This window comes from Methylobacterium sp. GXS13 (genome assembly GCF_001455965.1).
Lineage (GTDB): Bacteria > Pseudomonadota > Alphaproteobacteria > Rhizobiales > Beijerinckiaceae > Methylobacterium.
Genome location: NZ_LKKO01000041.1, coordinates 1 through 13,479, shown reverse-complemented (window position 1 = coordinate 13,479; position 13,479 = coordinate 1). Strand labels below are relative to the sequence as shown.

Here is a 13,479-nt window from a genome sequence, read left to right as displayed (position 1 = left end):
GTGACCGAGACCAACGACGACGCGGCCGACCTCTTGGAGGCCGGCCGCCTTTTGTTTGCCGGCGCCGCCGACTTCTACGCGGCTGCCCAGGTGCTCGACCGGATTCCGCCCATGGAGGGCGTGGAGATCGCCTTCGCGGGGCGTTCGAATGTCGGCAAGTCGAGCCTGATCAACGCGCTCACCGGTCGCAACACACTGGCGCGCACGTCGCACACGCCGGGGCGGACCCAGCAGCTCAACTTCTTCCGGATCGGCGACCGCCTGTCGCTGGTCGACATGCCGGGCTACGGTTACGCGGCGGTGGAGAAGGCCAAGGTCGAGGCCTGGACCAACCTGATCCATGCCTACCTGAAAGGCCGGGCCAACCTCGCCCGGGTGTTCATGCTGATCGACGCCCGCCACGGCTTCAAGTCGATCGACACCGACGTGCTCGACGGCCTCGACAAGGCCGCGGTGAGCTATCAGGTGGTGCTCACCAAGGCCGATTCCCTGAAGAAGGGCGAAGTCGCGAGCCGAATCGCCGGCATCCAGGCGGGGCTGGCCAAGCGGCCGGCGGCCTTCCCGCAGGTGATCCTCACCTCCAGCCGGGACGATCTCGGCGTGCCCGAGCTGCGCGCGGCTGTCGCCAAGCTTCTGGTCGAGCGCGGCGCGTGAGGTTTTTTGGGATCGACCGCGCGCTGGTGGCGCTCGCCTGCCTCGCCGGGCTGCTCGGCGTCGCGCTCAGCGCCGCGGCGGCGCACATTCCCGGGGCGGATTCGCTCAAGACCGCGGCGCAATTTCTCCTGTTCCACGCTCCCGCGATCCTAGCCCTTGCAGGGTTCGCCGCCGCCGGCCTGGCCCGACCGGGCCTGATGCGGCTGGCGTCTGGCCTCCTCGTCCTCGGCCTGATCCTGTTCTGCGGCGACCTGTCGATGCGAGCCTGGTTGCAGCACCCGCTCTTCCCGATGGCCGCGCCCATCGGCGGCTTCGCCCTGATGGGGGGCTGGTTCGCCGGGATCCTGGGCGCTCTCGTGCCGGTGCGCCGCGTCTAGCGCATCGTCCTGTTGTGAAAGCCGTCTCACCTACCGGGACGATGCGCTAGCTCTTGGTCCGAGCCTGTAAAAACTCAAGCGCCGGCCCCTGCGCGTCGGAGAAGACCCCGGCGGTGAGCGCGCCGCCATAGACCGCGGCGGTGTCGAGGTTGGTCCGGAACCGGCGGACCTCCGGGCGGCCGTCGCGCTGGGGCGTGTGGCCGTGAACTACGTGCCGGCCGAAATCGTGATCCCCCTCGAGGAACGGTTCCCGGATCCAGAGGCGGTCATGCGCGTCCGAGTCCGGCGCGGCCGTGCCCGGAGGGAGGCCGGCATGGACGTACCAGCGGGCCGCGTCCTCGTGCAGGGTCGGCAGCGCCTCGATCCAGTCGAGGGTGTCCCGTGGCAGGCCGCCGAGATCCCGCGCACCGAACGAGTCGAGCGTCTCCTCGCCGCCATGATAGAGCCAGTGCCGCGCGGCGTCCGGCGTCAGCAGCGCGTCGAGCAGCATGCGCTCGTGATTGCCCATCAGGCAGGTGACGCGCTCGGGCTCGGCCCAGTGCAGGCGGCTGAGGGTTCGCAGCACCGCCGCGCTGTCGGGGCCGCGGTCGATATAGTCGCCCAGGAACACCAGCCGGTGGGCGCGGTCCCCGGCATGGACGGCGATCCGCTCCAGCAGGCTGTCGAGCAGGTCGGCGCAACCGTGAATGTCGCCGATGGCGTAGGTGAGGGTCTGGGAGTCCATGCGGCATCGTCCACGGGCGGCGCCCGATCCGCAAGGCGTCCCGCTGGATCCTCAGCCCTTCGCCTCTCGGGCGTAGCGGCCGTCGTATTGGCCGGCCCGGATCAGCGCCAGCACCTCGGCCTCCCGGGCCGCCTGCGCGCGTACGGCTTCGATCAAGCGCGACGCGAGTGCGGGCGGGAACGTCACCACGCCATCGGCGTCGCCCACCACGACGTCGCCTGGGTTCACCGTCCAGCCGCCGATGCTGACCGGCACATTGATCGCGCCGGGCCCGGTCTTGAACGGTCCACGGGGCGTCGCAGCGCGGCCGTAGCAGGGGAAGTCCGACGCGGCGAAGGCATCGGTATCGCGCACGGCCCCGTCGATCACGAAGCCGGCCACACCCCGGCTCTCGGCGATCGCCTTCATGATGTCGCCGACCAGCGCCCGGCTGGTGTCGCCGCCGCCATCGACCACGATCACATCTCCGCGACGGACCTGCTCCAAGGCCTGGTGGATCGCGAGGTTGTCGCCGGCCCGCACCCGCACCGTGAAAGCCGTGCCGAGCAGCCGGCCGCGCCGGTGGAAGGCGCGCAGGCCGAGCAGGACCGGCATCCGGTCGAGGCAATCGCTGATCGTCGCGGTGGAAACGTCCTCGAATGCGGAGAGCACATCGGGATCGACGGCGGGCGGCGGCGGATTGTGCGTGACGGCAGGCATCGGCGAGGAACCTCCCTGACGGCGGGCCGGGCGGGATTCGTCCGATCGAGCCAGAGATGGATCCTGCCCCAGGATCAGCCCGATGTCGCGGTCCCGATCCGGCGGTCGATGGGGCGGCGCCGGCTCAGTGATCCGCGGCTTGGGGGCCTGCCGCACCGGCGCCGGTGGCGAGCTTGCGGCGTGCATCGGCCTGGCCGGTGGTCGTGCCGAAGTAGTTCGCCGAGTCGCCGAGCTGAACCGCCGGCTGGCAGTTCGGCGTGCAGGACAGTGATTCCCGATCCAGGCCGCGCTGCACCGTGATGGTCGAGTCCCGCGATGCCTCGACCCGGATCATCGTTTCGGCGATCAGGCTGCCGCCTGTATCGAGCGCGATCAGGTTGGTCGAGCCGAAGCTCTTGCCGGTCAGCACCAGCACGCCGTTCTTCTGCGGTGTGACCTCGGCGATGATCGGGTTGCCGACGATGACGGTCGCGGTCCGCTCCGGCAGGCGGATCACCTTGGCATTGTCCACCAGCACGGTGACGATGGGCAGCGGCTCGGGTTGGGCGGCCGCGACCGCGGTCCCCGTCAGCAAGAAGACGAGGCCGGCTCGGGCCCCATTCGACAGGGTGCGGCGCATCGGGTTTCTCGGAAGCAGCTGGCGCCTGCGCGTGGCGACGCCTGAAGCCTCAGCGGTAATCCGGGATCGGTGAAGGAACCGCTAAGCATGAGATAGCAGCGCCAATGCTCGGCAGTGGTGAAACCGATCTTTCACTAAGCTCGGAGCGGTTCGGGTCCGAACTTTGATCGAAGCGCGATTTAACCGAATTTCAAGGCGTATCCGACACTCTGCAAAGGCCGCCGATCGAGACGTAGAAATCTTCGTCGGTCATCTCACAACGTCCACGCTACCAGTTCTTGATCGAAGGATCGCCTCTTATGAAGACCCTGTTCTCGCGCTTCGCCTCGGACGAGTCCGGCGCCACCGCGATCGAGTACGGCATGATCGCCGCCCTGATCGCCGTCGTCATCATCGGTGCGCTGAAGACCGTCGGCACCTCGCTCACCGCCAAGTTCAGCGCGATCGCCGGCAACCTGAACTGATCGGGTTCTCGAAGCGGTCAGGATCTGCGGCAGGTTCGAGGCTCCATCGCTCCCGCGATGGGGTCTCGGCCGGCCGGATCCACCGCTCGGCAGCGGCCTCGATCCCGAGCCGCTTCCCCGTCGAGCATGGATAAGGTTGGTCCCGAGATGGTTGGCGCAGGATCGGCGATTGCAAGCCTCGGCACGGCGGGTTTCGGCCTGTTGGTGCTGTTCCCATTCCTGATGGCCTACGCGGCGGCGAGCGACCTGCTGACGATGCTGATCCCAAACCGGATCTCGTTGGCCCTCGTTGCGGGATTCACCCTGCTCGCCGTGACCGGCCCGATGAGCTGGTCCGAGATCGGGTTTCACCTCGGCGCCGGAGCCGTCGTCCTGGCCGTCACTTTCACGCTGTTCGCCTTCGGGGTGATCGGCGGTGGCGATGCCAAGCTGGCTGCCGCCACGGCGCTGTGGCTCGGCTTCGACGGGTTGGGCGATTACCTCCTTGTGGCGTCGATCTTCGGTGGGGCGCTGACCCTGGCGATCCTGGCGGCCCGCTCCTATCCGCTGCCGCAGCGCGTCGCGCGCCTGCCGTTTGCGCTGCATCTTCATGACGCCAAGACCGGTATCCCCTACGGGATCGCCCTGGCCGCGGCGGCCCTGCTTGTGATGCCCGAGACCGAGGTCTGGGCCCGGGCGCTCGCCGGCTGACGCGGCCGCGCGTCGCGAAGCTGCATGCCAGAACGGCCACGATTCCCACGGTCAAGATCTGGAGCGCCGGTTCCGGGCCGGCTAGAACGAGACCATGTCGTTCGCGCTGCTGCGTCGTCCCGATCCCGACCACCTTGAGGTCCAGCACGAGGGAGCCAGCCTCCAGATCGCGCTGCGCCGTCGCCCCACTGCGCGCCGGATCACCCTGCGGGTCTCGGCCGCCACCGGCGAGGTCGTGATCACGTTGCCGAGCCGCACCGCGGTGAACACCGCCCAGCGCTTCGCCGCGAGTCACGCCGGCTGGATCGCGGCGCGCTTCGCCCGCGTACCCGAGCGCATCCTGTTCGCGCCCGACGCGATCCTGCCGCTGCGCGGCGCGCCGCACCGCGTGCATCTGCGCGACACGCGCAGTGGCGCGGTGCGCGTGGAGGCCGGGGTGGGGGAGGGACAGGGGGAGCCGGTCATCTCGGTGTCCTGCGAGACCGCGCATGTCCCGCGCCGGATCCGGGACTACCTCACCCGCGAGGCGCGGCGGGATCTCGCGGAGGCTGTGGAGCGCTATGTGCCGCTGCTGGGCCAGCGGCCTTTGCGCATCACCCTGCGGGATACCCGCAGCCGGTGGGGCTCCTGCACGGCGCGGGGCGAGCTGAATTTCTCATGGCGCCTGATCCTGGCGCCCCCGATGGTGCTCGATTACCTCGTCGCCCACGAGATGGCGCATCTGCGCGAGATGAACCACTCGGCCCGGTACTGGGCGCTGCTGCACGGTCTCTGCCCGAATGTCGACGCGGCCGAGGCGTGGCTGAAGCGCAACGGCACCAGCCTGCACCGCTACGGCTGACCGGGCAGGGTTCGGCCCGTCCCGCTCAACCCTTGGCGCGCAGCACCTTCTGGCGCGTCACGGCCTCGCCCGGCCAGACCGGCCGGGGATCGACTTGGCCGGGCTCCAACGTGCGGGGGGCCACGCTGTCGCAGACCTCGCGCTGGCGGATGATCACCGGATTTCCGAAGGCGTCACGGCGGCGGACGAGACCGCCCTCCCGGCAATAGCCGGCGATCGCGGCCTGGCCGTTGCGTCCGCCATACGGATTCACGGCCACCGGCGGGTGCTCGACGATCAGCGTGTCGGAGTGGTTGAGGGAGTGTTCCACATACGTGGTCTCGCCGACCGGAAGCGACTGCGCCCCGGCCTGCGCGAGGGTGGCCATCAAGCAGGCGGCCGAGAGGGCGGACAGGCGCATCACAGCTTCGGGATCCTGCGCTGGAGGAAAAGCTCCCTTCATTTAGGCCGTTCTGCAACCCCCGGGTAGCGTCCAGGCGCAACACCGGAGCCGGCATCGCTTGACAGCGCAGGGCCGGCCATGGTCGGAACACCCCCGATTTTACGGCCCCGCCGGTCCTCGGCGGTGGCGTTCCGAAGGGTTCGGTGGTGCCGCTTCACGCGAGGCTCGATCGTTTTCGGCGCGTGGTCCGGCGCGTCGCGCTGCCGGTGTCCCTCGCCCTCACCGCACTGGGGCTCGCCGGCGGGGGGCCGGCTGCCGCCCAGGGCATGGTGCGCAAGACCTTCGACGACTGGCAGCTGCGCTGCGAGACGCCGGCCGGCGCCAAGGCCGAGCAATGCGCGCTGGTGCAGTACCTGGCCGCGGAGGACCGCCCCAACCTCACCCTCGTGGTGATCGTGCTGAAGACCGCCGACAACCGCGGCTATCTGCTGCGCGTGGTGGCGCCGCTGGGCGTGCTCCTCCCCTCCGGCCTCGGCCTGAAGATCGACCAGACCGATGTCGGCCGGGCCGGCTTCGTGCGCTGCCTCACCACCGGTTGCGTCGCCGAGGTGGTGATGGATGACGGTTTGATCCGCCAGTTCAAGGGCGGCACGCAGGCGACCTTCATCGTGTTCCAGACACCCGAGGAGGGCGTCGGCATTCCGCTCTCGATGAAAGGCTTCGCGGCCGGGTTCGACAGCTTGAAATGACGATGCCGCTCGGGAGCCGTGCGATGATCGGAGGTCGTGACTTGGTCCTGGGCCTGTGTGGCCTGATCCTCGCCGGGTCGCTGTCGGCCGGGCCGGCGCGCGCGGAGGAGGGCAACGTCCTCTCCAACCTGTTCAAGTTCGGCGGTACGACGGTGCCGCCGTCGCAGAACCAGAGCCTCGATCCGCCCTACTGCCCGCCGGTCGAGGTGGCCGAGAACGGCGCGGCGTACCGCGTCCTCGCCGGGAGCGACGTGCGCACCCAGTTCTCGGTCGGCCGGCTGGCCCGGGAATGCGCCCGCCGCCAGGACGGTTCGGTGACCGTGAAGGTCGGTGTCGAGGCGAATGTCCTTCTCGGGCCGAAGGGCGCTCCCGGTCGGTTCGATGTGCCGGTGACGATCCAGATCCTCCACGAGGGCAAGGTGGTCGCGAGCCGTGTCGAGCATTCCACCGTGGTGGTCGCCCCCGGGGAAGCGCAGGGCTTCACCACCATCGTCGCCGAGGCGCTGACGGTGCCCGCGGCTGTCGCCGAGGATTATGACATCACCGTCGGTGTCGGCAGCGGCAAGGGCGCCGGCGGGAAGACCGCCCAGAAGGCGCGGCGCAGGAAGCCGGCGGTGGCCGCGGAGCCCGCCAGCGGAGGCGACGCTGCCCAGTGATGCCGCGGCGCGTCTCGTCGATCCGACTCCGCTGACGGGAACAGCCGGACACGCTGCCTGGCTCGGCCGCGCGACGCGGTTCCGCCTCGAGCCGACCGACGATCCCGTTTTCGATCGCCGCCTCGTCCTGCCCGACCACCCGGTCGGCTGGCTCGTGCTGAGCTATGCCGGCGATCCGGGCGCACCGCCGCGCCGGCCGATCCTGCGGGTTCTCCGTGGGGCCGAGGGCACCCCGCAGGATTTCATCCTGCCGGGTGCGGCGCAGGGGGCCGCCCATTGGCTCGGCCTGATCCCCCCGGATGCCCGGGAGATCCGCCTGTCGGCCGGCCCCGGCTTAGTGCTGGAGCGGGTTGGGGCCCGGCGGGAGGTTTCGGTGCTGGCCCAATGCCTGCTGCGCCGGCCCTGGCGCTGCGTCGCGGCTCTCTACGAACGCGCCCGCGGATCCGAGCGGCGCTACCGCGATACGCTGCGTGGCGCCTGCGCGGTGACGCCCCTGCGCCACTACCGATTCTGGGCGGCATCGCGGAATCGCCCGATCCGGATCGTCCCGAGCGATCTGCGGATCCGCTGCCTCGTCCTCGCCCGATCCGGCGAGGAAGCCCTGCTCGCCGCGACGCTCGATGCCCTCGACGCGCAGGGCCATTCTGCCCGGACCATCGCGGTCGCCTGGGCCGATGCGCTCCCCGCCTTGCCGGATCGCCGTGCCGAGCACCGGCGCTGGGATGGTCAGGCGCCTCCCGCCGCGCTGATCGCCGGGGCCGACGCCCTGTGCCTGCTCCGGGCCGGCGACATTCCGGCTCCCGACGCGCTGGCGTTGCTGGCCCCAGCCCTGGCGGAGGCGGATCTCGCCTATGGCGACGCGCTCGGCCCCGACGACCGGCCCCGGCTCAAGCCGGATTGGAGCCCGGATCTCGCGCTGGCGACCGGCTATGTCGGCCGCGCCGCGCTGTTCTCCCGTGCCCTGCTCGCGCGGCTGCCTGCCGAACCGGTCGGGCCGATGGCCGAGGCGATCCTGGCGATCGAGACCGCCGCGATTTTGGCCGGTGCACGCGGCGCCCATGTCGCGCGCGTCCTCGCCCGCACCACCGGCGACTGTCTCGACCCACCAGCCCGGGCGCAGGCGCTCGACGCGCGCCTCAAGGCTTCGGCGGCCCCGATCGGGGCGATGCTCCGCAACGGCGCCGTCCAGTTGGACTGGACGCTGCCGCATCCCGCCCCGAAGGCCAGCATCGTGATCCCGTCGCGGGACCGCCTCGACCTGATCGCGCGGGTCTGCCGGGGCGTGCTGCACGAAACGGACTACCCGGATCTGGAGCTGATCATCGTCGATAACGGCTCCACCGATCCGGCCGTGCTGGCGCATTACGAAGCGCTGCGCCGGGACCCGCGGGTCCGCATCCTGATCGATCCGCGTCCGTTCAACTTCGCCGCCATGGTCAATGACGGCGTCGCCGCCGCCACCGGCGCGGTGGTGGTGCTGCTCAACAACGACGTGGCGGTGCTGGAGCCCGGCTGGCTCGACGCCATGGTCCGCCAGGCGATCCGGCCCGAGGTCGGCGCTGTGGGCGCAAAGCTCCTCTACGCGAACGGCACCCTGCAGCATGCCGGGGTCGTGGTCGGCCTCGGCGGACGGGCGGGCCACATCCTGCGCCGCCGCCCCGGCGACACGCCGGGCCATCTCGGCCGCCTGCGCGTGGCCCACGAGGTCTCGGCCGTGACCGCCGCCTGCCTCGCCGTCGCCCGGGACAAGTATCTCGCGGTCGGCGGCTTCGACGCCGAGGCCTTCCCGGTGGATTTCAACGACGTCGATTTCTGTCTGCGCCTCACTGCGGCCGGCTGGAAGACGGTCTGGACCCCGGCCGCGACGCTGGCCCATCTCGAATCCGTCAGCCGGGGCCCCTCGGTCGGCGCCAAGCGCGCCCGCTTCGAGCAAGAGGCCGCCCGGTTCTCCGAGCGCTGGCGCGATGTGATCCGCCACGATCCGTACTACCATCCCGCCCTGTCGCTCACGACCTTCGGCGAGGATCTCGAATGACGCGACGCCGATGACGGAGCCTGTGGTGGGCCTCGCGCAGATGCTGCAACTCGGGATCCCGCGTCGCCCCCGGCACGCGCTGCCGGGCGTGCTGCGTGCGCTCCTGGGCCGACCCCGGGCGACGGTCGAGATCCTGGCGGCGCGGCTCCAGGGGAAACGCCTCCGATCTCGCCAGAAGCTGGCGGCCCTGATCGGCATCGACCACCGGCTCGCTCTGCCGCCAAAAATCCTCGACGGATTCCCGACGGCGCCGGGCGGGCCGGGCGACGGCTTCCGGCTGTTCGGTGGCGGTCTTCTCGTCGCCGGCGCGGCCGCCCGCATCGCCGACGCCTTCGCGGCCGATCCCGAACTTCAGGCCATCTACGGCGACGCGCTGATCCAGGACCATCCGCGCGGTCCGGTCCGGCCCTTGCTGCCACCGGCCTTCGATCCCGAGCTGCTGGCGGCGGTCGATTACCTCGCGCCCCTGCTGGCCTGCCGGCCGGGAGCCCTGGCGCCGGAAACCCAGCCGAACGGCCCCGCCGACGCCGCGTTCCAGATCGCCGAGCGTCACGGCGCCTCCGCGATCGGCCACCTCCCCGAGATCCTGACGATCCGGCGTGGCGATCCGGTCGACCCTGTGTCGTCGGCAGGGGAGGGGGGGCGCAACCGCCATCGCGACGCCTTGCGCCGCCATCTCGACCGGACAGGCCGGGCTGGAAGCCGCATCATGGCGGGCGAGGGCGGCTTGCTGCAGGTCGAGCACCCGTTGCCCGATCCGCGGCCGCTGGTGAGCGTGATCGTGCGGCTCCGCGATCGCCTCGACCTGCTCCGCCCCTGTCTCGACAGCCTCGCCGCCAGCACCGATTGGCCGAACCTCGAGATCCTGGTCTGCGATAACGACAGCCGTGAGCCGGAGACGCTGGCCTTCCTCAAGACCCTGGAGCGAGAGGGGAGGGGGGGCGTCGTGCCCTGTCCCGGGCCGTTCAATTTCGCCGCCATGAACAACGCCGCCGCCGCCCGCGCCCGCGGGGCACTGCTGGTCTTCGTCAACAACGACGTCGAGGCGTTCCGGCCCGACTGGCTGGCCCGGATGGCCCGGGAGGCTTTGCGCCCGGAGATCGGCGCGGTCGGCGTGAAGCTCCTCGATGGCGAGGGGCGGATCCAGCACGGCGGCATCGTGCTCGGCACCGGCGGCTTGGTCACCCATGCGCACCGCCATTTCCCCGCGGATGCGCCGGGCTACCTGGCGGGCCTGCGCGCCACCCATGCGGTCTCGGCGGTCACCGCCGCCTGCCTGATGGTGGAGGCCAAGAAATTCCATTCGGTCGGCGGTTTCGACGATGCCGTCTTCGCGGTCGATTTCAACGATGTCGACCTGTGCCTGCGCCTGAACGCGGCCGGCCTCCGCACGCTGCTGGTGCCGGGGGCCGTGCTGCACCATCGCGAATCGGCGAGCCGCCGCTGGACGCCGGAGGCCCGCGCCCGCCACGAGCGCGAGATCGCGGCGCTCAAAAGGCGATGGGGGCCGCTGCTGGCGCAGGACCCCCATTATCACCCGGGCTTCGACCCGGACCTCTCGACCCACGCACGTCTGCGCGCGGGTTTTTGGGAAGCGGCAGGACCGGCGATGGTGCGCCGGACGCCCGCCTGAGCGGTCCTACTGGACCAGGCGCGGGCCGCCGGTCTGAACCTTCTCGTTCTCCGACATGATCCCGAGCCGCTTGGCGACTTCCGTGTAGGCCTCGATCAGGCCGCCGAGATCCTTGCGGAACCGGTCCTTGTCGAGCTTGTCCGAGGACTTGATGTCCCACAGCCGGCAGGAATCCGGGGAGATCTCGTCGGCCACGACGATGCGCATCATGTCGCCTTCCCACAGGCGGCCGGTCTCGATCTTGAAGTCCACGAGCCGGATGCCGACGCCCAGGAAGAGGCCCGACAGGAAGTCGTTGACGCGGATCGCCAGCGCCATAATGTCGTCGATCTCCTGGGGCGTCGCCCAGCCGAACGCCGTGATGTGCTCTTCCGAGACCATCGGATCGTTGAGCGCATCGTTCTTGTAGTAGAATTCGATGATCGAGCGCGGCAGCTGGGTGCCTTCCTCCAGGCCCAGCCGCGTCGCCAGCGAGCCCGCCGCGACGTTGCGCACCACCACCTCGAGCGGGATGATCTCGACCTCCCGGATCAGCTGCTCGCGCATGTTCAGCCGGCGGATGAAGTGCGTCGGCACGCCGATATCGTTGAGGTGCTGGAACACGAATTCCGAGATCCGGTTGTTCAGCACGCCCTTGCCGTCGATGATCTCGTGCTTCTTCGCGTTGAAGGCCGTGGCGTCATCCTTGAAGTGCTGGATGAGCGTCCCGGGCTCGGGCCCCTCGTAGAGGACCTTCGCCTTGCCCTCGTAGATGCGACGGCGGCGGTTCATAGGCGTGTACCGTGGTTTGAGGAAGTCCATGGGCCGAGGCTCCTGATGCGCGACGAGTGTGAGGAATCCGCGGCGCGGCGACCGGATGCGAAGGTCGGGCAACCGGACGGCCTCTGCCCGAGGGCCCGGCTACTGCCCCTGAAACTAGCCGAACCGGGCTTCCAGCACAACGCGTTAGCCCGCAGGGCGGGATTGCGGGCGCGGGTCCGGACGTGCCTCCGAGCCCGACGCCTCACCCGATCACGCGGCGGTCTTCGCCGGGTATCGGCAGAGATCCGCGATGAGGCAGCGGGGGCATTCGGGCTTGCGCGCCTTGCAGGTGTAGCGCCCGTGCAGGATCAGCCAGTGATGGGCGTGCAGGCGGTAGGGCTCCGGCACGATCGCCTCCAGGCCCGCCTGAACCTTGTCGGTGGTGGACCCGACGAACAGAGGGATCCGATTCGAGACCCGGAAGATATGGGTATCGACCGCGATCCGCGGCACCTGGAAGGCGATGTTCAATACGACGCTGGCTGTCTTCGCGCCCACTCCGGGTAGCACCTGGAGCGCCTCCAGGCTCGCGGGCACCGCACCGCCGTGTTGCTCGACCAGGATGCGCGAGAGCGCGATGACGTTCTTGGCCTTGGTGTTGAACAACCCGATCGTGCGGATGTAGCTGCGGACATTCTCCTCGCCGAGCGCCAGCATCGTCTCCGGGGTGTCGGCGACCGCGAAGAGCGGGCCGGTGGCGAGGTTGACGCCGCGATCGGTCGCCTGGGCCGATAGGACCACGGCGACGAGAAGGGTGAACGGGTTCACATAGTGCAACTCGCCCTTCGGCTCGGGCTCGGCCGCGTGGAAGCGCCGGAAGATCTCGGTGAGTGTCCCCGCATCCACGGCCTCGGGCGCGGTCTCGACAGGGGCGGTCGAGGCCGGTGTGATCCAGCCGCCGAGCTGCCCGGAGGCCACGCCTTTCACGGATCCGACGGCGCCGCCTGCGGCACGCGGTCGAGGCACGTTCTTTACCGGAGGCGGAGTCTTTCTGGCGGGCATCCGCGCGTTATATGGATCGCATGGCGAGCGGCAATCCTTCTGTCCATCCCTACGGGCTCGATCCGGATACGATCGACCGGCCGGTCTTCTCGGCCACCATCCGGCCGCATCAATCCCTGAGCCGCCTCGGCTTTCGCGTCGTGATGACCGGGTGCTGCCTGGTCTCGCTCACCGTCTCGGTCTGGGCTTGGCGGATGGGGTTCTGGCCGGTCGCCGGTTTCTTCGGCCTCGACATGCTGGCGATCTACGCGGCCTTGAAGGTCAGCTTTCGGCGCGGGCGGTCCTTCGAGGAGGTGATGATCTCCCAGCTCGAGATCCTGCTCGCCCGGGTCAGCCATAAGGGCGTGCGGCACGAATGGCGGTTCAATCCGCTCTGGACCAAGATCGTGACCGTGGAGGACGACGAGTACGGCCTGCAGCGCGTCACTCTGGTCTCTCGGCGCCAGCAGGCGCTCGTCGCGCGCGATGCCGATCCGGATGAGCGCGCCCGCATCGCCCACGGGCTCGGGCAGGCTCTGGCTCAGGTCAAGAAGGGCTACTGAGCGCGTTAGGGGGCTGTCGTAGGCCCGTCATGCGATTGCGCGAGAAAAAACGATCGCACCGCACAAACCCGGTTGACGGGCCCGGGGCGCCTGCGTATACCCCTGTTCATCGGCGCCGGCCGCGGAAGTGGACCGGGCGCTGAGGCATCTTCTGACAGGATCGGCGATTGGCCGGCGGGTTTGCCGGGCGATAGTCTGTTTTTGTCCGATGCTGGCTTCGGGGTCGGGTTCGCTTCGGCGGGTTCGGCAGCGGGGTTGACAGGGGGATCGGCGGGCTCTAGACGCCCTCCACCGCTGAGGCGGCCGACCGGATGGTCGGGCCGGTATCACGGTTCTCCCAGTCGGACAAGCGGGTGATCGGGGTTTTGGCCCGGATCGTCGTTCTGTCGATGGCGGGCCGGTCACCGGTTCGCCTGGGTCTTTGACATTGTTGGATTTGAGGAAGGGAGACGCGGACGGCGTTTGTCCTTGCGGTCGGAGCTTTGGCTTCGACAAGTGAGAGACTAGTGCCGATCGTCGGATCTCTTTTTGAGCTCACCGATTTCGTCGCGCTGTGAAGCGCTGCGGGATCGATTGTGAGGCTCCGTCTGAGAATTACGTGATCGGCCAGA

Annotated in this window: 16 protein-coding genes; 10 read left to right on the top strand and 6 right to left on the bottom strand. The window is 69.7% G+C overall.

The window, feature by feature from the left end:
- A complete protein-coding gene (gene yihA / locus AO398_RS15560) occupies nucleotides 1-654 on the top strand; it encodes a ribosome biogenesis GTP-binding protein YihA/YsxC (protein WP_058193031.1) in 654 nt (217 codons plus the stop codon).
- Nucleotides 651-1,031 carry a DUF423 domain-containing protein gene (locus AO398_RS15555; protein WP_058193030.1) on the top strand — a complete coding sequence of 127 codons (381 nt, stop codon included), beginning with the start codon at nucleotides 651-653 and terminating at the stop codon, nucleotides 1,029-1,031. Before yihA ends, AO398_RS15555 begins: the two co-directional genes overlap by 4 nt.
- A gap of 46 nt (nucleotides 1,032-1,077) precedes the next feature.
- On the opposite strand, the gene AO398_RS15550 is transcribed toward AO398_RS15555, so the two are convergent.
- The 3 genes from AO398_RS15550 to AO398_RS15540 form a co-directional block, all read right to left on the bottom strand.
- Nucleotides 1,078-1,755, bottom strand: coding sequence for a metallophosphoesterase family protein (locus AO398_RS15550; RefSeq protein WP_058193029.1), 678 nt, complete (start codon nucleotides 1,753-1,755; stop codon nucleotides 1,078-1,080).
- 51 nt (nucleotides 1,756-1,806) lie between these two features.
- Complete coding sequence (locus AO398_RS15545) at nucleotides 1,807-2,454, bottom strand: RraA family protein (protein WP_058193071.1); 648 nt, start codon at nucleotides 2,452-2,454, stop codon at nucleotides 1,807-1,809.
- A 124-nt stretch (nucleotides 2,455-2,578) separates the two neighbouring features.
- Complete coding sequence (locus AO398_RS15540; RefSeq protein WP_058193028.1) at nucleotides 2,579-3,073, bottom strand: pilus assembly protein N-terminal domain-containing protein; 495 nt, start codon at nucleotides 3,071-3,073, stop codon at nucleotides 2,579-2,581.
- 299 nt (nucleotides 3,074-3,372) lie between these two features.
- On the opposite strand from AO398_RS15540, the gene AO398_RS15535 reads away from it, so the two are divergent.
- From AO398_RS15535 to AO398_RS15525, 3 genes are all read left to right on the top strand, one after another.
- Entirely contained in the window at nucleotides 3,373-3,537 is a 165-nt protein-coding gene (locus AO398_RS15535; protein WP_058193027.1) for a Flp family type IVb pilin, read from the top strand.
- Between the two features lie 147 nt (nucleotides 3,538-3,684).
- Complete coding sequence (locus AO398_RS15530; protein ID WP_058193070.1) at nucleotides 3,685-4,227, top strand: prepilin peptidase; 543 nt, start codon at nucleotides 3,685-3,687, stop codon at nucleotides 4,225-4,227.
- 94 nt (nucleotides 4,228-4,321) lie between these two features.
- A complete protein-coding gene (locus tag AO398_RS15525) occupies nucleotides 4,322-5,068 on the top strand; it encodes a SprT family zinc-dependent metalloprotease (protein ID WP_058193026.1) in 747 nt (248 codons plus the stop codon).
- A gap of 25 nt (nucleotides 5,069-5,093) precedes the next feature.
- Here AO398_RS15525 and AO398_RS15520 read toward each other — a convergent pair whose 3' ends face one another.
- The gene (locus AO398_RS15520; protein ID WP_058193025.1) at nucleotides 5,094-5,468 is read right to left on the bottom strand and encodes a hypothetical protein; all 375 of its coding nucleotides are present in this window, start codon (nucleotides 5,466-5,468) and stop codon (nucleotides 5,094-5,096) included.
- A 224-nt stretch (nucleotides 5,469-5,692) separates the two neighbouring features.
- Here AO398_RS15520 and AO398_RS15515 point away from each other — a divergent pair, with 224 nt between their 5' ends.
- From AO398_RS15515 to AO398_RS15500, 4 genes are all read left to right on the top strand, one after another.
- Nucleotides 5,693-6,199, top strand: coding sequence for an invasion associated locus B family protein (locus AO398_RS15515; protein ID WP_058193024.1), 507 nt, complete (start codon nucleotides 5,693-5,695; stop codon nucleotides 6,197-6,199).
- A 23-nt stretch (nucleotides 6,200-6,222) separates the two neighbouring features.
- Entirely contained in the window at nucleotides 6,223-6,855 is a 633-nt protein-coding gene (locus AO398_RS15510; RefSeq protein WP_058193069.1) for a hypothetical protein, read from the top strand.
- 154 nt (nucleotides 6,856-7,009) lie between these two features.
- Nucleotides 7,010-8,890, top strand: a complete 1,881-nt coding sequence (locus AO398_RS15505) for a glycosyltransferase (RefSeq protein WP_201025776.1) — start codon at nucleotides 7,010-7,012, stop codon at nucleotides 8,888-8,890.
- Between the two features lie 10 nt (nucleotides 8,891-8,900).
- Complete coding sequence (locus tag AO398_RS15500; protein WP_058193023.1) at nucleotides 8,901-10,523, top strand: glycosyltransferase; 1,623 nt, start codon at nucleotides 8,901-8,903, stop codon at nucleotides 10,521-10,523.
- Between the two features lie 6 nt (nucleotides 10,524-10,529).
- On the opposite strand, the gene purC is transcribed toward AO398_RS15500, so the two are convergent.
- Nucleotides 10,530-11,324 carry a phosphoribosylaminoimidazolesuccinocarboxamide synthase gene (purC, locus tag AO398_RS15495; protein WP_082643291.1) on the bottom strand — a complete coding sequence of 265 codons (795 nt, stop codon included), beginning with the start codon at nucleotides 11,322-11,324 and terminating at the stop codon, nucleotides 10,530-10,532.
- A gap of 210 nt (nucleotides 11,325-11,534) precedes the next feature.
- The gene (gene nth / locus AO398_RS15490) at nucleotides 11,535-12,326 is read right to left on the bottom strand and encodes an endonuclease III (RefSeq protein ID WP_244498790.1); all 792 of its coding nucleotides are present in this window, start codon (nucleotides 12,324-12,326) and stop codon (nucleotides 11,535-11,537) included.
- Between the two features lie 20 nt (nucleotides 12,327-12,346).
- Here nth and AO398_RS15485 point away from each other — a divergent pair, with 20 nt between their 5' ends.
- Complete coding sequence (locus AO398_RS15485) at nucleotides 12,347-12,868, top strand: DUF2244 domain-containing protein (RefSeq protein ID WP_058193021.1); 522 nt, start codon at nucleotides 12,347-12,349, stop codon at nucleotides 12,866-12,868.
- The last annotated feature ends 611 nt before the right edge of the window (nucleotides 12,869-13,479 follow it).